18 protein-coding genes are annotated in these 19,244 nt (G+C 59.4%); 10 read left to right on the forward strand and 8 right to left on the reverse strand.

All coding sequences use genetic code 11. The features are described from left to right. Positions 1–29: 29 nt before the first annotated feature. The 4 genes from E3T39_RS04030 to E3T39_RS04045 form a co-directional block, all read right to left on the reverse strand. Positions 30–797: an SDR family oxidoreductase gene (locus E3T39_RS04030; RefSeq protein ID WP_134513439.1), complete on the reverse strand. Its 768-nt coding sequence runs from the start codon at positions 795–797 to the stop codon at positions 30–32. Positions 798–905: 108 nt separating this feature from the next. Continuing rightward, positions 906–1,199 carry a VOC family protein gene (locus tag E3T39_RS04035; protein ID WP_134513440.1) on the reverse strand — a complete coding sequence of 98 codons (294 nt, stop codon included), beginning with the start codon at positions 1,197–1,199 and terminating at the stop codon, positions 906–908. A gap of 75 nt (positions 1,200–1,274) precedes the next feature. Beyond that, positions 1,275–1,793, reverse strand: coding sequence for a flavin reductase family protein (locus tag E3T39_RS04040; protein WP_134513441.1), 519 nt, complete (start codon positions 1,791–1,793; stop codon positions 1,275–1,277). A 153-nt stretch (positions 1,794–1,946) separates the two neighbouring features. Beyond that, the gene (locus E3T39_RS04045) at positions 1,947–3,149 is read right to left on the reverse strand and encodes an LLM class flavin-dependent oxidoreductase (protein WP_134513442.1); all 1,203 of its coding nucleotides are present in this window, start codon (positions 3,147–3,149) and stop codon (positions 1,947–1,949) included. A gap of 366 nt (positions 3,150–3,515) precedes the next feature. Here E3T39_RS04045 and E3T39_RS04050 point away from each other — a divergent pair, with 366 nt between their 5' ends. Then, positions 3,516–4,166: a TetR/AcrR family transcriptional regulator gene (locus E3T39_RS04050; protein ID WP_134513443.1), complete on the forward strand. Its 651-nt coding sequence runs from the start codon at positions 3,516–3,518 to the stop codon at positions 4,164–4,166. 93 nt (positions 4,167–4,259) lie between these two features. On the opposite strand, the gene E3T39_RS04055 is transcribed toward E3T39_RS04050, so the two are convergent. From E3T39_RS04055 to E3T39_RS04060, 3 genes are all read right to left on the reverse strand, one after another. Beyond that, positions 4,260–5,684, reverse strand: coding sequence for an aldehyde dehydrogenase family protein (locus E3T39_RS04055; RefSeq protein ID WP_134513444.1), 1,425 nt, complete (start codon positions 5,682–5,684; stop codon positions 4,260–4,262). Positions 5,685–5,812: 128 nt separating this feature from the next. Then, positions 5,813–5,944 (reverse strand): hypothetical protein, encoded by a 132-nt coding sequence (locus E3T39_RS16525; protein ID WP_255455910.1) that lies wholly within the window; start codon positions 5,942–5,944, stop codon positions 5,813–5,815. Positions 5,945–5,969: 25 nt separating this feature from the next. Continuing rightward, positions 5,970–7,136 (reverse strand): ABC transporter substrate-binding protein, encoded by a 1,167-nt coding sequence (locus E3T39_RS04060; RefSeq protein WP_166784030.1) that lies wholly within the window; start codon positions 7,134–7,136, stop codon positions 5,970–5,972. A gap of 314 nt (positions 7,137–7,450) precedes the next feature. Between E3T39_RS04060 and E3T39_RS04065 the strand changes: the two genes are divergently transcribed. The 3 genes from E3T39_RS04065 (at position 7,451) to E3T39_RS04075 (ending at position 10,999) form a co-directional block, all read left to right on the forward strand. Further along, positions 7,451–8,308, forward strand: coding sequence for a branched-chain amino acid ABC transporter permease (locus E3T39_RS04065; RefSeq protein ID WP_255455913.1), 858 nt, complete (start codon positions 7,451–7,453; stop codon positions 8,306–8,308). Positions 8,309–8,375: 67 nt separating this feature from the next. Further along, entirely contained in the window at positions 8,376–10,253 is a 1,878-nt protein-coding gene (locus E3T39_RS04070) for a branched-chain amino acid ABC transporter ATP-binding protein/permease (RefSeq protein ID WP_166784031.1), read from the forward strand. Then, positions 10,253–10,999 carry an ABC transporter ATP-binding protein gene (locus E3T39_RS04075; RefSeq protein WP_166784032.1) on the forward strand — a complete coding sequence of 249 codons (747 nt, stop codon included), beginning with the start codon at positions 10,253–10,255 and terminating at the stop codon, positions 10,997–10,999. Before E3T39_RS04070 ends, E3T39_RS04075 begins: the two co-directional genes overlap by 1 nt. On the opposite strand, the gene E3T39_RS04080 is transcribed toward E3T39_RS04075, so the two are convergent. Further along, positions 10,996–11,775 carry a crotonase/enoyl-CoA hydratase family protein gene (locus E3T39_RS04080; protein ID WP_134513448.1) on the reverse strand — a complete coding sequence of 260 codons (780 nt, stop codon included), beginning with the start codon at positions 11,773–11,775 and terminating at the stop codon, positions 10,996–10,998. The two genes, E3T39_RS04075 and E3T39_RS04080, sit on opposite strands and share 4 nt — an antisense overlap. 116 nt (positions 11,776–11,891) lie before the next feature. Here E3T39_RS04080 and E3T39_RS04085 point away from each other — a divergent pair, with 116 nt between their 5' ends. The 6 genes from E3T39_RS04085 (at position 11,892) to E3T39_RS04110 (ending at position 19,220) form a co-directional block, all read left to right on the forward strand. Then, positions 11,892–12,752 (forward strand): 3-hydroxyacyl-CoA dehydrogenase family protein, encoded by an 861-nt coding sequence (locus E3T39_RS04085; protein ID WP_134513449.1) that lies wholly within the window; start codon positions 11,892–11,894, stop codon positions 12,750–12,752. 57 nt (positions 12,753–12,809) lie between these two features. After that, positions 12,810–13,988 (forward strand): acyl-CoA dehydrogenase family protein, encoded by a 1,179-nt coding sequence (locus tag E3T39_RS04090; protein ID WP_134513450.1) that lies wholly within the window; start codon positions 12,810–12,812, stop codon positions 13,986–13,988. A gap of 13 nt (positions 13,989–14,001) precedes the next feature. Further along, positions 14,002–15,594 carry a long-chain-fatty-acid--CoA ligase gene (locus tag E3T39_RS04095; RefSeq protein ID WP_166784033.1) on the forward strand — a complete coding sequence of 531 codons (1,593 nt, stop codon included), beginning with the start codon at positions 14,002–14,004 and terminating at the stop codon, positions 15,592–15,594. Next, the gene (locus tag E3T39_RS04100) at positions 15,591–16,430 is read left to right on the forward strand and encodes a nuclear transport factor 2 family protein (RefSeq protein ID WP_134513452.1); all 840 of its coding nucleotides are present in this window, start codon (positions 15,591–15,593) and stop codon (positions 16,428–16,430) included. The genes E3T39_RS04095 and E3T39_RS04100 overlap by 4 nt, the downstream gene beginning before the upstream one ends. A gap of 29 nt (positions 16,431–16,459) precedes the next feature. Next, entirely contained in the window at positions 16,460–17,455 is a 996-nt protein-coding gene (locus tag E3T39_RS04105; RefSeq protein WP_134513453.1) for an alpha/beta hydrolase, read from the forward strand. A gap of 79 nt (positions 17,456–17,534) precedes the next feature. Continuing rightward, positions 17,535–19,220: a flavin-containing monooxygenase gene (locus E3T39_RS04110; RefSeq protein WP_241979502.1), complete on the forward strand. Its 1,686-nt coding sequence runs from the start codon at positions 17,535–17,537 to the stop codon at positions 19,218–19,220. Positions 19,221–19,244: the final 24 nt, after the last annotated feature.

Below are 19,244 nucleotides of genomic sequence, written 5' to 3' on the forward strand. Positions count from 1 at the left end.
TGTTTTGGCGGTATTCAAACCTCGCTATCTCACCAGGCGACGGCACCGCCATCTACCAGCAGGTCGACGCTCGTCACGTAAGAGGCCGCATCGCTCAAAAGGAAGACGATGGGCCCCACGAGCTCCGACGGCTTGGCCAGTCTGGCCATCGGGATGTCCTTTTGAAGCCCCTCGACAAGAGGCCAGACCTCTGGACTCAGCGCCATCGGTGTAGCCGTGTAGCCAGGGCTGACCGAGTTGACACGAACGCCCTCCGCCACCCACTCCAACCCGAGCGACTTGGTCAGCTGCAGAACCCCCGCCTTTGCCGCATTGTAGTGCACTTGGTCAAGTCCGCGGTTGGCAATATGGGCCGACACCGAGCCGATGTTGACGATTGACCCGCCGCCGTTGGCGATCATGGCGACGCCCTCAACCTGGCAAGATAGAAAAATCCCGGTCAGGTTGATGTCGAGCATCTTCTGCCACTGCGCCCGCGTCATAGACTCCGCAGGAATCTGATTGTTGATTCCGGCGCAGTTCACTGCGTGCTTAAGCGGGCCAAGCCTGTTCTGCACCCGAGCAACTGCCGCCGTTAGGGCGTCGCCATCCGTGACGTCCACGAAGACTGATTCCGAGGTGCCCCCGATAGCGGCGATCGCCTCGGTCGTACTTGCGAGGTCTGACCCGGCAACATCAAGGATGCCCACGGATGCTCCGAATTCCGCAAGACCTAAGGCTACCCTGGCTCCGATTCCACCTGCAGCTCCGGTTACCAGGGCTACCGAGCCGGCCAGAGAGAATGCGTTAATGTCCATTTATTACTCCTAACGTGCGAATCTACTTTGCCGTGAATGGCCCCCATCAGTGGTGCAATTCATCGCAAGACGGGGACAAATTTTGCGTCAGCATTTTCTCGGACAAGATTATGCGTTTCCGGTAACGTCTTTCACCACCGCGCGAAGTCCGTGCGGACCGCGCTTTGGACTCGATACCAATTCAGCACCTGCACTCAGAGCGCGATCGAGGGCCTGTGCCAGATCGATGACCACGATCGGGATTGCGACTGCCACGGCGATGTCCTCTTCACCCGCGGACAGGGCCACCGATACTTCCCCATTCTTCAATAGGGCGATCCGTTCTCCATCCTGAAAACGCAGATGAAACCCAAACACTTCCGCGAAAAGAAATCGAGTCTTGGAGATCCGCTGCGGGGTCAATGACGCTCGTTATCCGTGGCTCGGTCTCCATTAGCTCGTCCCTGAGCGCAGCATTGGCGGTGATTCACGCAATCATCATGCGACCCCTTCGGAAGGGGCGGAGAAACCGCCGTAGCCACCCTGAAGAAAGAGCAGGGGTGAATTCTTATTCATCACGGAGAGTTCCTGCACTCGTCCGAGAACGATGTAGTGGTCTCCAGCACTGATGACGGATTCTATTGTGCAGTCGATCCAGGCGATAACGCCATCGAGAATTGGCGATCCGGTCTGTTCGGATGGCACCCATCGCAATCCAGCGAACTTATCGCCGCCTCGCATCGCGAACGCACGGCAAGCCGCTTCCTGGTCGGATCCGAGAATGTTGATAGAAAAGGAGCCCGCAGCACGGATACTCGGAAAGCTTGAGGATTTCTTATCGGGCATGAAGGCGATCAAGGGAGGGTCGAGGGACACCGAGGTGAAACTTCCCACCGCCATGCCTACCGGCGCTCCTTCATAGAAGGCAGCAGCCACGACAACCCCGGTGGGGTAGTGTCCGAAGACGTGACGAAGTCGTTGGGGATCGAGCAGGGTGACTTCTGCATCGGTTGTCATGCGAAACTCCTCAGTTCCGTTCTCTCCTGATCGAGAGGAATAAGAGACATAGTGGCGAGTAGGTGCATCGCGGGCGTCAATCGTATGATTGGCGCCCGCGATACTGCTTGTGACCGGCTTTATTGTGTGGGCCGTTTAACGGTTTCCGTGAGGTCACCCCACTGGAATGTTGGCGGCAGCTTCCATTGCGGCGAGTTCGTCGTTGTGCTTCTTACTGAAGTCTTCGATAGCGGCCCAGTTCTTCGCTGTTGCCTCTTCGCGCACGGATCGTGTCCACGTTTCGTTGGCCTGCAGGCGCTTTGTGGTTCCCTGGAAGTGGGGCATGACCAAGTTAGCGAAGAGGTGGTAGTGCTCCTTCTTGGCCGCCCAGGGTGCCCAATTGTGGTCGAAGAGGAGCATGGCACCAAAGCCACCGTTGGACTGATCCCAGAGCCGTTCGATCTGCTCAATGGCATCCTTGTAGGTTCCGATTACACCGGTTCCGCTCTCGACGACCCATTCGATTCGTTCCTTGGTCGTCTCTCCCTGAACCTGCATCTGCGGCGTTGACGCCGTGTGCTGCAGATAGTCACACCAGGCGTCAATCCCGTGTGTGACATCCTTTATCGCTTGATCTCTGGTCTCAGCGATGTGGAACGGCGCCACCATCCTCCAGCGGTTGCGATCCGGCTCGTGGCCGAACTCATGTGCCCGCTTGGTAAGGGCATCCCAGTGGTGTGCGACAGCGTCGAAGCCACCCGCGCTCGTGGCGCCGATGGAAATCATGCCGAGGTCGTGCTTGCCCGCGAGGCGGGGGCCAGATGGTGAAACGATGGCCGCAGTAGCGACCTCAAGGTGAGGGTTCGAGTAGCTGTCCAGCTGAAGACGAGCATTGACTAGCTTGTAACGTGGAGTTTCAATTGAGATCGGCTCGTCACTGGTGAGCAGGTGCATCAAGACACCTGTGTCGACTTCAAGCGCGTCGCGCTGTTCAGATGACTCAATCCCGATCATGTTTGCGTCGGTAGCCAAGGCGCCTGGACCAAGTCCCAGCATGGTGCGTCCGCGTGTGAGGTGGTCGAGCATGACTACCCGGTCGGCAACCCATAGCGGGTTGTGGTACGGCAGGGACAAGACACCCGTGCCGAGTTTTATGTGTTTGGTGAGGTTCGCAACGTGAGCGATGAAAAGCAGCGGATCACCAATTGGTTCAACCCCGCAGGAATGGTGTTCACCAAACCATGCTTCTTCGAAACCCATCGAGTCCATGAGTTGAACAATCTCGACATCGCGCTGTAGCGAGTAAGTGGGATTTTGGATTACGGGAACGTGGTGAGGCGGAACAAAAGCGCCAAATCGTAGTCTTCTACGTGGCATGGACTTTCTCCAATGATCAATTCAGGACGACCGACTGGGAGCCAGTCTTCTCATGAATGAAGACTTCTTCGTCTCTGCCGCTGACTCAAGCACGGATTCGAATTTAAGTCAACGATGGCGTTGACGTCAGCCATTCAGGCGCTTCCGTCGAGACGTCCGGGCAGAGCGCGTATCAACGAGAACGTTGACTCCGAAGCCGGTTTGTGTTTACTTTGACTGTCAGGCACGCAGGATGAGTCAGGAAGCCGTTGAGCGCGCAGAATCTTTCCGGTAGTGAACTGCGATACTCGAAGAGGTGCGTTGACTGACGAAAGACGCTCGGCCCCGAATCCGATCAATGGGGTCACGGCCAATGGAAGGCGCAATATGGCAAGTCAATATGGCAAACGTCGGGCAGCAGCCCTGGACGACGGCGGCACCGAGTACCTGCAGCGTCGACGAGAAATTTCCCAAGCAGCTGGACGCGTCTTCAAGGACAAGGGGCTGCAGGCGACCAACGTCAACGACGTTGCGCGTGAGGCAGGCATTGATCGCGCCACGCTCTATTACTATTTCGGTAGTAAGGAAGAGATCTTTGAAGAGGTCGTGAGCGCGGCAGTCGAGGCCAACACGCTCCGGATCGAAGAAGTTCAAAGCGGTGCCCAGTCGGCCCCCGAAAAGATACGCACTGTCATCGTTTCTCTGATGACATCGTATGCCGATAATTACCCCTTCCTTTATGTCTTCATTCAGGAGAACCTGTCTCAAATTGGTGACAAGCACCTCGAGTGGTCACGACAAATGAGGCAACTAAACCGCCGATACGAAGTTGCGATTGTGGGAATCATTCGTGACGGCATGAGCGACGGTACCCTCAACGCCGCCGGGGACCCCAAGATCATTGCCTACGGACTTCTCGGCATGCTGGGCTGGACGAACCGTTGGTTCAATCCCCATGAATCGGGTCAGACCGCCGAGCAAATCGGAAACACCTTTGCCGATGTTTTCCTAGGCGGCATCACCCAGGTGCAGACGTAACCGGTCAAATGAATCTACTCACGGGCGAGAAGTCGAACTTGGCATGCCTGCTGGGAATGCAAGACGCGTGTCAAAGTTCAGCTTCTCACGGCTTTAGGCGGCCGCGCCCTGGATCGATTTGACCTCCAGGAACTCTTCGAGACCGAAGAGCCCGGCCTCCCGGCCGTTGCCCGACGTCTTATAGCCGCCGAAGGGAGCCCGGCTATTGAAGCCGCCACCACTGACGGCGACCTGCCCGGTGCGCAGGCGTCGCGCCACAGCAATGGCTGCCTCCGTCGTGCCCGCCCAGACGCTGCCGGAGAGTCCATAATCGGAGTCGTTGGCGATGTCGATGCCCTCCTCGACATTGTCGTATGGCAGGATCGCCAGTACTGGGCCGAAGATCTCTTCTCGGGCGATGCGCATGCTCCGCCCGACTTCGGAGAAGACCGTCGGCGCGACGAAGTATCCAACTTCCGAGACAGGATCTGCGCCACCGACGATGAGCTTTGCACCCTCCTGCTGGCCGATCCGAATATACTCCAGCACCTTTTCCTGCTGCGCCTTCGTCACAATCGGACCCATCGTGGTGGTCTCCGCGAGAGGGTCGCCCAGCTGCGCACCGGCAACGGCACGCTTTGCGATCTCCTCAACCTCGGCCAGGCGCGAACGCGGCACGAGCATGCGTGTCAACGCCGCGCAGGCCTGACCGGAGTTGAAGAGTACGTTGCTGACGCCGTCGTTCACGGCCGCTTCCAAATCGGCGCCGTCGAGAATGATATTGGCCGACTTGCCGCCGAGTTCCAGTGAGACCCTTTTGACCGACCGGGATGCGAGTTCACTGACACGAATTCCAGCTCGGGTGGACCCGGTCAGTGACACCATGTCGACGTCGGGGCTGGAGGCGAGGACTTCACCGATCTCGGCGCCCTTTCCCAAGACGAGGTTGAATACTCCCGCGGGTAGTCCGGCCGCGTGCACGACCTCGGCGAGTATAAACCCGGTCAGCGGCGCCACCTCGCTCGGCTTGAGCACAACCGTGCAGCCTGCCGCTAGTGCAGGGGCCACCTTGAGCGCAATTTGATGCAACGGAAAATTCCACGGAGTGATGACGCCGATGACGCCGATAGGCTCGCGCACGATGAGCGAGTGCTCGAGGCTACCGTGGTCAAAGTCGTAAGTGGCTGCCAGATCGGCGTAGTACTGGAAGTTACTGATCGGAAGGTCTGCTTGCCAAGCGAGCGCATGGAGGTAGGGCATTCCCATTTCCTGTGACGCTATGGAGGCGATTTCTTCGCGCCGGGCGAGCAAGCCCTCATAGATGCGTGTGAGGTAATTGGAGCGTTCGGCGGGCGCGAGGGCCGACCAGGCCGGAAAGGCTGCCTTCGCTGCGGCAATGGCAGCCTCGGTGTCGGCGACGCTGCACTGTGGCAGATCGGCCACAATCTCTTCAGTGGCGGGATTGATGACCTTGGTGCGCTCAGTGCCCGTGGACGGAACAAAGGCTCCGTTGACGTAGATGTCGTTGATGACCTGCATATGTTGTCCATTCTTTGACCCGCGGCATTGCGGAATATCGATGGTGATTTCACCAAAAATAACCCACGCAGAATCTGCTGTCAACATACTTGTTGACAGCAGATGAGCAGTCAATGAACTCGACCAAGTTAGCGCGCCGTGACGGCCTTAACTTCTTGCGCAATGCGGGGAAACTGCAATGCAAGGGTCACGGTCGCCGCGTCACTCCGCCCCGCACGGAAGATGAGTGCCGGATTGGAGATTTCCAGTCCGGCACTCATCTCGTAACGTTCACCCCAATGTGCTCTAGTACGCCTTGTCGATGAGGAACTTGCCGTCTTCCACCCGAAGCACGGCCAGGCCAGTCAGGCCGGTTGAGCCATGCACCTCCGGAGTGAAGGTGAAGATACCGTTCACGCCGGCAATGTCCTTGGTGTTGCTCTCGAGGGAGTCGCGGATAGCGTCTCGTCGCTCCTGGACGCTTGTAGCGCTCTGGTCCATTGCCGAGACGGCATTGGCGAACAGAATGGAGGCGTCCCACGCGCTGCCGGCATACTGACCGGGAACCTCTGTGTACTTCGCTGTGTACTTCGTCACGAAGTCCTGCGTGACCTCATATTGCGGGTCGTCAGGTTTCATCGTGCTGGCAGCTAGAACCTTGGAACCCTGCAACAGAGTGCCCTCTCCCGCGATACCCGCGTTCTCGATAAATGTCGGCGATCCGGCTCCGGGAGAGAAGAGGAGCGCGGGATCGAAGTTGAGCGACTCGGCATTCTTGGCGATGATGGCGTTCAGTGGATTGAGCGCCCAGACCAGGACAACGTCTGGATCGGCGGCCGCCACCTTGGTGAGTTGAGCCGTGACATCTGTTGCTGCGGGCTCAAAGACCTCGCTGGCCACAAGGTCGAATTTGTAGTCGCTGCTGGCAGCTTCAATCAAATTCGCTGCGTCCTGACCGTAGCCATTCTGGTAGAGCAATGCGATCTTTTTCCAGCCGCGCTCCTTGACGAGTTCCAGCTGTGCCTCAAGGGAGAGACCGGTGCCCGTGTACATCTTGAATATGTAGGTCGCCTCACTGGCCGGCGCGATGATCGTTTCTGCGGAGCCCAGCGAAACAACCGGGATCTTTAGTGATTTGGCGAACGGTTTGAGGGCAATTCCCTCAGCGCTCGCGCTTGGCCCGAGCACGATGTCGACTTCATCCTGTACGGCCAGCTGACGTAATTGATTGATGGCCGTTGCCGGATCGCTGGCAGTGTCGAGCACCGTCAACTCGACTGGGTGACCATCAATCCCGCCGTTAGCGTTGACGTCCTCAAAGTACAGGTTGATCGCGTCGCGTTGTGGCGTGCCGACACTCGCGTACGCGCCGGTAAGGGCCAACAGCACGCCGACCTTGTACGGGGCGGTGTTCGTGGAATCGGGGGCATCGACCGTTCCAGCGCCTGCGTTGGCGCAAGCGGTTGTTCCCATGAGCAACAGGATGCTGGCAGCTGCCAAGATTGTCGTTCGACGGCCCCCCCGCAGCGTTGATTTCTTCAGATTCACGGTGCAATTCTCCTCGTGTCGCCGAGCCTTCGGCGGTTGGGAACGCAGTCCACACTTCATCGTTGAAAGGATCGCTGCTGCTCAGTTGAACAATACGAACACAGGCCCCTTCTTTTTGTCAACATGATTGTTGACAATTCATCTTTTCGTGACTTACGGTTATCGTCACTGGCCAAAGATGGTCGGGCGGAGTCTGTGTGACAGGGCTCCGCGATGAGGAGGTCTCCGTGGAAACCGTCATGCAGCTTTTTCTCACAGCTCTCCCGGCGGGCGCCATTTATGGGGCGTTGGGGGTGGCTTACGTCATCGTGCACAGGATGACCGGCATGGTGAACTTCGCCGTTGGCGACATCGCGGTGGTGGGGGCTTTTGGTGCGGTCGTTGCTTCGGCAGTTCTGCCGCCTATCGGCGCGATCCTCGTCGGCGCGATTTCCGCAGGAGTCGTAAGCGTCCTCATGTATTTTCTGGCCATCCATCCCTTGCGCAAGCAAGGCCTGATGGTGCAAACCATCGTCACCCTTGGAGTTGGCATCGCTGTACGCTCGGCTCTGCAACTCGTTTTTGGCACCGGCCCATACCAATTCGCTCCGATTACCGCCGGGCCAGCGATTGAAATCGCCGGCGGGGTAATTTACCGTCAATCGATTTGGGTCGTCGTGATCACAGTCGCGGCCTACATCGGCCTGGCGTACTTCTTCAATCGAACTTTAACCGGGAAGGCACTGAGCGCGTGTGCCGTTAATCGTTATGCGGCGGGAATCGTCGGAATCAATCTGGTTGTGATGGCCACCATCGCGTTTGCATTGTCGGGAGCGGTCGCCGGGGTCGTTCTGGCCGCTCAGGTTCCGTCGTCCTTCATTACCATTGGTGCCGGATTCGCACTGGGCCTCAAGGGGTTTATCGCGGCGATCCTCGGCGGGTTTCACAACATCGGGCTCACTCTCGTCGGTGGTTTCCTCATCGCGATCGTTGAAACGCTTGCAGCAGTATCCGTCTTCACGGAGCATGCGCCCACCATCGTCTTCTCCCTCCTGATTGTGCTCCTCATTTTGAGGCCTCAGGGCCTGACCCGAAAGCTGGTGGCCGAGCGTGTTTGACTCGTCTGTGAAAGACACCTGCGCAAGACGCCCCCCCGCGGGCATGAGGGTGACCTGGCGCACAGCAGTGGGCCCCAGTCTCTGGATCGCGACCGTGATTGCCGTCTCCCAGACCGCGGGACCATACCTTTCCGGTCTCGGGGCGAGCGTCGCCATTCTCGCCCTTCTCGGGCTGGGGATGATTCTTGTTACCGGGTACGCGGGCCAATTCTCGCTCGCCGTCGGAGCCTTTTATGGAATCGGTGCCTACGGAAGTGCGCTTCTGACTATCAATTTTGGCTGGCCCGGTCTTTTGGCCGTGGCCGCGAGTGCGGCAATCGCCGCGACCGTCAGCCAGGTGCTGGGGCGTCCACTGTTTCGACTTCGCGGTCATTTCCTCGCCATGGGTACGCTCGCATTAACAGAAGTCTTTTACCTTCTGGTGACAAACCTGAAGATCACCAATGGGGCATCCGGGCTGGGCGGAATCGCCCCCCTGAACCTGTTCGGGATCGACCTCATCAGAACGGATCAGTTCTTCCTTCAGAACTGGCTGATAGTTGGTGTCGTACTCTGGGGCTGTCTGCGACTCCGCGCGGGCAGGGAAGGTCGCGCGCTAAAGGCGATTAGGGGCAACGAGGTGGCAGCTGCCGCCGCTGGCATCAACATCGCGTCGTCGAAAACAAGAATTTTCACGGCGTCGGCCATCATTAGCAGCATTGGCGGCTCTCTCTACGCGCACCAGGTCATGTACGTGAATCCTGAGCCATTCGGAATAGCCACCGCTATCGATGTTCTCGTTATTGCAGTCCTTGGCGGGATGCGCAGTCCGTGGGGCGCCATCGTGGGGGCGATCGCCCTCGAAGCACTGAACAAGGGCATTGAGGTGCTGTTGCCCGGGGTGCTCGGGGCAGGAGCGGTCGGTGCCGGGCAGGCACTCATTCTGGGCATCCTCCTGGTGGTCATTTTGATTGTTCGTCCCGATGGGATCGGTGGCGCGATCGGCGCAGTGGCCAATTATTTCCGGCGCCAGCAGCGGGTGAATGAACCCGAGCCGGCCGCGTCGCGGACGAGTGAGAAGGAGCAGCCCGTGGGGATGGCCGCGCTGCGCCTCGTGCATGATGAAAACCGCACCGGAATCGCGCCGGGACAAGGTCAGCTCGTTCTGGAGGCGATAGGCCTGACCAAACGCTTCGGAGGGGTCACTGCTGTTGACGATGTCTCCCTGCAAATTTTTTCCGGTGAAGTCCTAGCGATCATCGGACCCAACGGCGCCGGCAAATCGACACTGGTGAATCTGCTGTCGGGAAACCTACCGCCCACGGAGGGTTCCGTCTTTATCGGCGGCGAGGCCACGACGGGGAAACCGGCCTATTTGGTCGCCAATCACGGGCTGAGCCGTACGTTTCAAACCGCAGCCCTGTTCGCCGAAATGGATGTTGCCTCGACCGTCAAGGTTGGCGCACACCTGCGAGGCTCGGTCGGCATGCTCCGTTCGGCTCTGCCGACTGTGGGAGCGCTGCGGGAGGAGCGACGACTCGATGCCGAGGTGTGGGCGGTCCTGGAGCGTCTGGACCTCGGGCATCTCGCCGATCGGGAAGCAAACACCCTTTCTCTGGGCCAGCAAAAACAAATCGAGATTGCGCGGGCGCTGGTGGGACGCCCCTCCATTTTGTTGCTAGATGAGCCCTGCGCCGGCCTTAACAAGGCCGAAAAGAAGAATCTCATGCTGCTCCTGCGGCAGCTGGGTGCCGAAGGTCTCGCCGTACTGGTCATCGAGCACGACATGGAGTTCGTCATGAGTAGCGCAGATCGAGTTCAGGTGCTCAATTTCGGTGCAACACTTCGGGTCGGTACTCCAGCCGACATTCAGTCTGATCCGAGCGTCATCGACGCCTATCTCGGTGTCGCTCATGAAGAGTGTGTGCCCGCCGTAGTTTTAGGTCCCGAGAAAGGTTCCCAGTGATGAGTGCAATCCTGCGAGTGAGTAACCTCCGCTTCTCCTATGGCAGAACGGAAGTTCTGCACGGTGTGTCGTTGTACGCCGACGAAGGTGAAATCGTGACGATCATTGGGCCAAATGGTGCAGGCAAGAGCACCCTCCTGAACGTCGTGGCGCGATCTCACCGGCTGCGGTCTGGCGAAGTCTCGCTGGGCGCCACGGACACAGCAGCATTTTCCCAGGCCGCCGTTGTGAAGCACGGGTGTGTGCTCGTACCCGAGGGGCGACAGGTGTTCTCGTCGCTGACAGTGCGAGACAACCTCGTGCTCGGCGGATTCACTGACCGACGTGCCAATCGCAAAAGGCTCATGGAGGACGTGTTCTCTGTCTTTCCCCGACTCGAAGAACGTTCTGCTCAGCTCGCGGGCACTCTGAGTGGTGGGGAACAGCAAATGCTGGCGATTGGTCGCGCCATCATGAGCCAACCTACCGTGATGTTACTGGACGAGCCGAGCCTTGGCCTGGCTCCCCAGATGACGGCTCGGATCATGGCCGTGCTGGGCGAGCTTCGCGAGCGGAATGGCCTGACCATTGTTCTCGTCGAACAGAACGCCCACGCAGCCCTCGAACTTGCCGACCGTGGCTACCTGCTGAGCGGAGGGGCGATGGTGCTTGAGGGTACGGCTGAGAAACTTCGTGCCGACAAGACAATCCAACATGTTTATCTCGGGGCCTCCCCGGATGCCGATCCGGTGCCAGCCACGGGTTAGCTGCCCTCCCAAACCGGCGCGCGCTTTTCGGCGAATGCCGTTGCACCCTCGGCGGCGTCGCGCGTCGCAAAAATCACCTCGAGTGATTCGCGCTGCTTCGACCACCGCTCGGCGACAGTCCAGTCTGGCGACTCGGTCAGAATTTTCTTGCTTTCGCGCAGCGCGAGCGGAGCGTTTTGAGAGATCTCGTGCGCGAGGGTCTGGGCTACCGCGAGGCTCTGGCCAACAGGTGCGACCCGGTTCACGAGACCCCACCGGTGCGCTTCGGCCGCGGACATGTTCTTTCCCGTGAGTACGTATTCCATCGCAATCTGCGGCGGTACCCGAGTGCCGAAACGGGTGAGTCCGCCCGAGCCGGCGATCAAGCCACGGCGCACCTCTGGCAGCCCGAACTGCGCCTTCTCTGACGCCACGACCAGGTCGCATGCCAGTACGAGTTCGAATCCGCCCGCGAGTGCATAGCCCTCTACGGCTGCAATGATCGGTTTTCGGGGTGGCTGCTGCGTGAACCCCCCGAAACCCCTCCCCGCCGCTTCCGGACGCTCGCCGCGCAGGAAACTCTTCAGATCCATCCCAGAACAGAATGATGCGCCAGTGCCGGTGAGGATTCCGACTGCCAGCGAATCGTCAGCATCGAACAGGTCGACTGCCTCGGCGATCGCCCTGCTCATTGCGCTATTTACGGCATTGTGCGCCAGGGGTCGATTGAGTGTGATGGTGAGAACGCCTCCGTCGATGCCCGTGAGCACCTCAGCGCCTTCGATAGGTATGCCCATCCGTGATTCTCCAGAACGTTAGGTAGGAATTCTTCGCCGCCCGTTGACGGCAATTGGCGTCAACGAGTATGTTGACTGAGAGCGTATTGCATTCGAACACTGACGTTAGGAATGAAATGACAACCCTCGTTTCAGGGCACCAACCGCGGGCCGCCGTTATTGGCGGTGGCACGATGGGCGCGGGTATTGCTTATACTCTCGCAGTTGCCTCTCACGAAGTTTGGGTCGTCGAGCCAAGTCTCGAGCGAGTCGACCAGTTGACCCGCGAGATCGAAGCCGTGGCTGCTGCGGGAGTTGAGCGTGGCAAGCTGCAGACCAAGGATATGCAGCGAATCGCCCGCGATATTCATCACGTGACGAGGATCGCTGACTTACCGCTCGGTCTCGACGTCATTATCGAGACTGTTCCTGAACGGCAGGAACTCAAACTTGAAGTCCTCCGCGAAGCGGAGTCACGAAATCCGCTTCTGCTGGGCAGTAACACCAGCGCGCTGTCGATCACGGAGCTGGCCGTTGGATTGGACCGCCCCGAAGCCTTCCTGGGCATGCACTTCTTTAACCCGGTGTGGTCACTCGCGCTGGTCGAGGTAGTGCGGGGCAAGCAAACTTCCGCCGACACGGTGGAAGCCGCGCTGGCCATCGTCAAGGCCATCGGTAAGCAGTCAGCCGTCGTGAACGATTCGCCGGGATTTGCGACCAGCCGCCTCGATGTGTGCCTCGCGCTGGAGGCCATTCGAATGCTGGAGGAGGGCGTGGCAGAGGCGGCCGATATCGATCGCGCGGCCGAACTCGCCTACCGGCATCCGGTGGGGCCGCTGCGATTGAGCGATATCGTCGGCCTCGATGTGCGGTTGGACATTGCGCGGGGCCTCACCGAAAAACTCGGCCCCAGGTTCACTCCTCCAGCCCTCCTGATCGCCAAGGTTGAAGCCGGCGAACTCGGTAAAAAGACCGGTAAGGGTTTCTACGATTGGTAGATCCGCCCAACAAGTAGAACGTCGAATAATTTGAACGACAAACAATGGAGTCCGTCGATGAGTGTTGGCAGCGTTACAAATCTTGTTGTAGATCAGAGTGATGAGCAGCAGTCCTTGCGCGAAAACGTGAGTGCGCTCGTGGGCAAGTTCGGCCGCAAATACTTTCAGGAAGTTGTTCGCAAGGGTGAAAAGCCCGACGAGCTGTGGAAGGCACTCGGCGACGCCGGCTATCTGGGCGTGCACATCTCCGAGGAAAACGGCGGTGGCGGTGGTGGATTGGCCGATCTGGCCATTGTGATCGAGGAGACGTCGGCCGCGGGGTGTCCCGTCTTCATGATTGTTATTTCGCCGGCCATTTGTGGCACGCTGCTCGATTCGCACGGTTCGCCAGAGCAGAAGGCCGCCTGGCTTCCCGGCATTGCCAGCGGTGAGCTCAAGATGGCCTTCGCGATTACCGAACCCGACGCCGGCTCCAATACACACCGCATCACGACGACCGCCACGCCGACCGACACGGGCTGGACCGTCACGGGACAGAAGTATTGGACTTCGGGAATCGACGAGGCAGACGCGGTTCTGGTCGTCGCGCGCTCCGCCGAAGCTGACGCCACTGGGCGTCATCCTCTCTCCCTCTTTATCGTGCCAAAGGATGCCCCCGGCCTTAGTTTCACGCCGATCGATTCGGCCCTCATGATGCCGGAAAAGCAGTTCACGGTCTTCTTTGACGATGTGCAGGTGTCACACAGCGCCGTCGTAGGTGGCGCTGGCGGGGGGCTCAAGACAGTATTTGCGGCGCTGAATCCGGAACGGGTGGCAGCGGCTTCTGTCGCCAACGGAATCGCCCGCTACGCCATTGATCGAGGGGCCGCCTATGCCAGGGACCGCACGGTGTGGGACGTACCGATCGGAACGCACCAAGGCGTCTCGCATCCGCTGGCCAAAGCGCACATTGACCTGCAAATGGCCCGGTTGATAACCATGCGTGCGGCCGAGATCTACGACGCCGGCGGTGACGCTGGTGACACGGCCAATATGGCCAAGTATGCCGCCGGAGAGTCAGCCATCGCGGCCCTGGATCACGCGATCCAAATTCACGGTGGTAATGGCCTCTCGAACGAGTACGGATTGACCGACCTGTGGTTCGTGGCTCGCATGTTTAGAACAGCACCGGTCAGTAAAGAAATGATCCTCAACCATGTGGCAAGCCACAGCCTCGGCCTGCCGAAAAGTTACTGAGGAGACGCGTTCCGTGAATAGCACTCTGTCGTCCCTATTGTCGTCCCTCGCACGCGAACATGGCGGCGCCCCGGCGCTCACGCTCGGCGAGCGAACCATCACTTTTTCGGAGCTGGATTCGACTGCGTCGCTCGTGGCGGACGCGCTCACGGCGGCTCAGATTCAGCCCGGAGATCGGGTCGCAATTCTCGACAAGAATTCGATTGAATACTTTGAGGTCTTGTTCGGCGCAGGACGGGCCGGTGCGGTCGTGGTGGGCGTGAATTATCGCCTCTGCGCGCAGGAGATCCGCACACTTATCCTTGACTCGCGCCCCAGGGTGCTCTTCGTGAGCCCTGACCTCGAGCATCTCAGTGCAGAACTCGGGGCTGACCTACTGGAAGGGCTGACCATTGTCAGGCTGGGGCCGGACTTCGAGATCTGGTGCCAGGCCGCCGCGCAGACTGCCGGAGCGTGGCGACCGGACGCCACCGTTGCCGAAGATGACGTGGTCTTGCAGATGTATAGTTCCGGCACGACCGGGCTGCCGAAGGGCGTGATGCTCACGCATCGCAACCTATCGTTCACTCCGAGAATGGGCAGAGAGTTCTACGGCATGCACCAGGAGACCGTGAACCTGTTGACGTCGCCGCTGTTTCATATCGGCGGAGCTGGCTATGCGCTCACAACGCTCGGGCAGGGAGGACACACCATCCTCGTGCGAGACTTCGTTGCCTCTGCCGTCCTCGAGGACATTCAGCGACACCGAGTCACCAACATGTTCCTGGTGCCCGCAACGATAGACATGTTGATCGCCGAGAGCAAGAACCGTGAGTACGACCTGTCGAGTATCGCTCTGATTGCCTATGGGGGGGCGCCCATCACCATCCAGCAGCTTCTGGCCGCCTTCGCCGCGTTCGACTGCGACTTCATGGCCGTCTATGGAATGACCGAGGCGGCTGGAACAGTAACCTGTTTGCCGCCCTCTGATCATGAACTGAACGGCGAGCGCAGTCACCTGTTGGGTTCCATCGGCAAGTCTTTGCCGTGGCATGAGATTCGCATTATCGATCCGGCAACGGGATTGGAAGCCCGGTCCGGACTCGTCGGAGAAGTCTGCATCCGCTCCGAGCAAAACATGGCCGGCTACTGGAATCAACCTGAGATGACGAAGGAAGCCCTCGATGCCGACGGCTGGTTGCATACCGGCGACGCCGGGTATTGCGATGGGGAGGGCTATATATTTTTGAAGGATCGGATCAAGGACATGATCATCTCCGGCGGGGAAAATATCTACTCCATCGAAGTTGAGAACGTCCTGATGCAGCATCCGGATGTTCGTGAAGTTGCCGTCATCGGAATTCCGCACGAAAAGTGGGGCGAGACCGTGCGTGCCATGGTTGTTCCTGTCGCTGGGCGGGTGGTGACCGAGGTCGAAATCGTGGAATTTTGTCGCAGCAGCCTGGCGCGATACAAGTGCCCGACAACCGTTCAATTCATTGACGCCCTCCCGCGGAATGCATCGGGCAAGCTCCTCAAGCGCGTGCTGCGGGAGAATGCTCTCGAACCCGAGAATCCGCAAATCGTCCCCAACCTCGCGTCCAGCTCAAGCGCGGTGCGCTCGTGAGCGACCCAGTGGACCTGGCGCCGGAACTTGCGCTTCCGCCGGCCGATCTGCAAACGGATTCCATCGAACTGATGAGGCGCTTTTGCGCGGACTGGCTGAACAAGGCAAATGCCGATGTCTGTCGACAGATTATGAGCGCGGAGTATCGCGTCGAGATTGGCGGCATCGTGTTGTCGGGGTTGGCGGAATACGTTCCGGCGACCCTCCAGCAGTTGCGCCAATTCCCCGGACTCGAAATCGTGGTGCACGAGGTGATCAGCAATGGGAACCAGATGGCGTTGCGATTCACCGAACATGGAGGATCGACCCAGGGAAATTATGCGGCCTGGGTCGGAATAGCACTGTTTTGGTCCGACGGGTCGGTTTTGGTGCGAAACGTCACCGAGGAGGACTACACCTCTCGGCGCCGCCAACTCGGGTCGGGAGTCCCCGACGCGCTCAGCGACGCCCTGCTCGAACCGTGGGTCACAGAACCTCGGGCGCCGAATGCAGGGGCAGAGACGCGAGTTCGAGACTGGCTCGAAGCGGGAGGGCTCTCGGTACGGGACGCTCAGGAGTCAAGGCTGACCTGGGATGAGGGTGCTGCCGCCTCGGTGCCCATTCTCAACGTGACGTCGACGATCGTGCTCGATCTATTTTCGGCGGGCGAAACCGTCGTGTTTCGAGTTGTGGAGTCTGGCGGATACCACGACGGCCTCGATTTGCCGGATCAACTGCTGGGCAAATCGGGTTCACTGTCATCGGTGGGAATTGTACGAGCTGATCGGACAAACGCCATCACGGGCCACGTCGTGCGCGACCGAGCCGGACTGAGGCGGGCGCTCAGTCGTGCGTAATAGCACCACCCTTGACCGACAGGATTGTGATGCCGCTCAACGCTGAAACCGCCGCGGTGCTCGCCCTGTTCGCCAGCCAGGCCACGAAACCGTTCGAAGAGCTGGGCGTGCTGCGTTCACGACGGATGGTCGATCTCTCGACGAGCCTGCAGGGTGAGCGCGTCAGGGTCGCCAGCGTTGACGACGTTCTGGCTGAGGTTTGCGAAGGCGACAATGTGGGCGAATCAATGGCAGCAGGAACTCGGCGAATTCCGATTCGTCTGTATCACCCTGTCGTGACTGAGTCAGGGGGAGGCCCCCAGCCGCGTCCCCTGATCGTCTACTTTCACGGGGGCGGGTGGGCGACGGGCAACGTGGAAGTCGCTGATCGGCCGGCTCGAGCGCTGTGTCAGGGGGCTGGCGCTGTCGTGGCTTCGGTGGAATATCGGCTTGCTCCAGAGGCGCCATTTCCCGCAGGGCTTGAAGATTGTTATGCGGCGGTACAGTGGCTATCCCGGCACGTGGAACAACTCGGAGTCGACCCCGACAAGATTGTCGTTTTCGGCGACAGCGCTGGTGGCAATCTGGCTGCAGCCACGACCCTGCTGTCCCGGGAGCGAGGCGGGCATCCGATAGCTCATCAAATCTTGCTCTACCCCGCCCTCGCCCCGGCGGAACGAAGCCCGTACCCCTCGTATGCCCAGAACTCCTCCGGGTATTCCCTGACTCGAGCTGGCATGAAATGGTTTTGGGAGCTGTACCTGGCCAGCGCGGCTGACGCGCTGAACCCGCTCGCATCGCCGCTTCTGGCCCAGGACGTCAGCGGCCTGCCATCGGCAACGATTATAACGGCTGAATTTGACCCACTTCGGGACGAAGGTGCGGCATACGCTCAGCGGTTGCGGGACGTTGGCAGCGACGCAGAACTGGTCGAATATGCCGGAACCATCCACGGCTTCTTCTGGATGGCCGGGCATCTCAGCCAAGCAAAAACGATCGTCGGTGTCATCGCGGATGCTCTCAATCGACGGTTCACCAGCCCGTGAGAATCGAGTCAACGTAAGTGTTGACAAGATAATGCACGTGAACTACTTTGGAAAAACGGATCACAATCGGAGGACGGTAATGACACAGACAATGCGTTCGCCGGGAAGCCAGGCAGACGAAGCTGGCACAGAGTCAATGGCGATATTGGACTACGACATGGTTATCGTCGGGGCTGGCTTCGCGGGTCTCCGAATGCTCATCGAAGCTCGAGAGTTGGGGTACAAGGCTCGCGTGATCGAAGGCGGCGACGGTATCGGTGGAACCTGGTATTGGAACCGCTATCCCGGAGCACGGTGTGATGTCTTCAGCGCGGATTACTCCTATTCGTTTTCCACCGAGCTCGAGCAGGAGTGGCGCTGGTCCGAACGCTATCCCACGCAACCCGAGATTCTGCGTTACGTCGAATTCGTCGCCGATAAGTTCTCTTTGCGCCAAGACATCACGCTGGGTACGACGGTTCACGGAGCGCACTTCGATGACGACCGAAACAATTGGGTCGTAGAAACGAGTGATGGACGCTCGCTACGCTGCACGTATTTCGTGATGGCTACTGGCTGCCTGTCGACGGCCAAGCTTCCCGACATAGCCGGTCGCGATAGCTTCGCCGGTGAGGTTTATCACACCGCGTACTGGCCACAGGAGACCGTAGATTTCGCGGGTAAACGGGTGGGCGTTATCGGAACCGGGTCATCCGGAACTCAGCTCATTCCGGTCGTCGCGCAGCAGGCCAAACACCTGACAGTATTTCAGCGCACCCCCAACTTCAGTGTTCCGGCGCGCAACGCTGTCATCACCGCCGAGGAAGATGCAGAGATCAAGGCCACCTACGCCGATCGTCGGGCCAAGGCCCGTAATTCCCCGAGTGGGCTCGGCATCGTGCCGAACAAGCAGTCTGCACTGGAGGCAAACCCGACTGAGCGCAATAGGCACTACGAACACCAGTGGGAAACGGCCGGGTTCGGTTTCGTGCTGGCGTACTACGATCTCCTCCTTAACAAGGAGTCCAATGACACGGCAGCCGACTTCATTCGGGCGAAGATCAATGCCACTGTTCAAGACCCGGCCACGGCAGTCAAGCTCGCGCCCACCGGGTATCCGTTTGGGGCCAAGCGACCCTGTGTCGACTCGGGATACTTCGAAACCTTCAACCGCGATAACGTGACCCTCGTTGACATTCGAGACGAACACCTCGAGACGATCACGCCGTCTGCCGTCGCTACGAACGCGGCAACCTACGAGTTGGACGTGCTCATCTTCGCGACCGGTTTCGATGCCATGACTGGGTCATTGCTGAAACCCAACATCCGCGGCCGAAATGGTCGGTCGCTCCGGGACAAATGGGCCGCAGGTCCGATCACCTATCTCGGTCTGGCCACCGAAGGCTTTCCTAATTTCTTCTTCATCACCGGCCCCGGCAGCCCTTCCCTGCTCAGTAATGTTTTGCTCTCGATCGAACAGCACATCACCTGGCTGGCGGGGGTGCTACGAGCCGGCGAAGCCGAGAATGCGAGCACGGTGGAGGTCACGGCCGAAGCCGAAGCTGATTGGACCGACCACGTCAACGTGACGGCCGCGAAGACCCTGTATTCTCAGGCCGCGTCGTACTACATGGGCGACGAAATCGTCGGAAAACCGCGGGTCTTTATGCCCTATTCCGGCGGTGTGCGGGCCTTCGGACGCAAGTGCGACGAGATTGCCGATGGCGGTTACGTCGGATTCACTTTCGAGGATGCTCATGTTCCCACGAAACAGCTGGCTGGTTAAGCCCGCCAGATTTTCCATCAAATC

This window comes from Cryobacterium suzukii, assembly GCF_004403185.1.
In the GTDB taxonomy this organism is placed as follows: domain Bacteria; phylum Actinomycetota; class Actinomycetes; order Actinomycetales; family Microbacteriaceae; genus Cryobacterium; species Cryobacterium suzukii.

Excerpts from the sequence above, each read along its gene's own strand:
- E3T39_RS04030 (WP_134513439.1), bottom strand. The coding sequence starts at position 797 with ATGGACATTAACGCATTCTCTCTGGCCGGCTCGGTAGCCCTGGTAACC.
- E3T39_RS04040 (WP_134513441.1), bottom strand. The coding sequence starts at position 1,793 with ATGACAACCGATGCAGAAGTCACCCTGCTCGATCCCCAACGACTTCGT.
- E3T39_RS04045 (WP_134513442.1), bottom strand. The coding sequence starts at position 3,149 with ATGCCACGTAGAAGACTACGATTTGGCGCTTTTGTTCCGCCTCACCAC.
- E3T39_RS04050 (WP_134513443.1), top strand. The coding sequence starts at position 3,516 with ATGGCAAGTCAATATGGCAAACGTCGGGCAGCAGCCCTGGACGACGGC.
- E3T39_RS04055 (WP_134513444.1), bottom strand. The coding sequence starts at position 5,684 with ATGCAGGTCATCAACGACATCTACGTCAACGGAGCCTTTGTTCCGTCC.
- E3T39_RS16525 (WP_255455910.1), bottom strand. The coding sequence starts at position 5,944 with ATGAGTGCCGGACTGGAAATCTCCAATCCGGCACTCATCTTCCGTGCG.
- E3T39_RS04060 (WP_166784030.1), bottom strand. The coding sequence starts at position 7,136 with ATGGGAACAACCGCTTGCGCCAACGCAGGCGCTGGAACGGTCGATGCC.
- E3T39_RS04065 (WP_255455913.1), top strand. The coding sequence starts at position 7,451 with ATGCAGCTTTTTCTCACAGCTCTCCCGGCGGGCGCCATTTATGGGGCG.
- E3T39_RS04075 (WP_166784032.1), top strand. The coding sequence starts at position 10,253 with ATGAGTGCAATCCTGCGAGTGAGTAACCTCCGCTTCTCCTATGGCAGA.
- E3T39_RS04080 (WP_134513448.1), bottom strand. The coding sequence starts at position 11,775 with ATGGGCATACCTATCGAAGGCGCTGAGGTGCTCACGGGCATCGACGGA.
- E3T39_RS04085 (WP_134513449.1), top strand. The coding sequence starts at position 11,892 with ATGACAACCCTCGTTTCAGGGCACCAACCGCGGGCCGCCGTTATTGGC.
- E3T39_RS04090 (WP_134513450.1), top strand. The coding sequence starts at position 12,810 with ATGAGTGTTGGCAGCGTTACAAATCTTGTTGTAGATCAGAGTGATGAG.
- E3T39_RS04105 (WP_134513453.1), top strand. The coding sequence starts at position 16,460 with ATGCCGCTCAACGCTGAAACCGCCGCGGTGCTCGCCCTGTTCGCCAGC.
- E3T39_RS04110 (WP_241979502.1), top strand. The coding sequence starts at position 17,535 with ATGACACAGACAATGCGTTCGCCGGGAAGCCAGGCAGACGAAGCTGGC.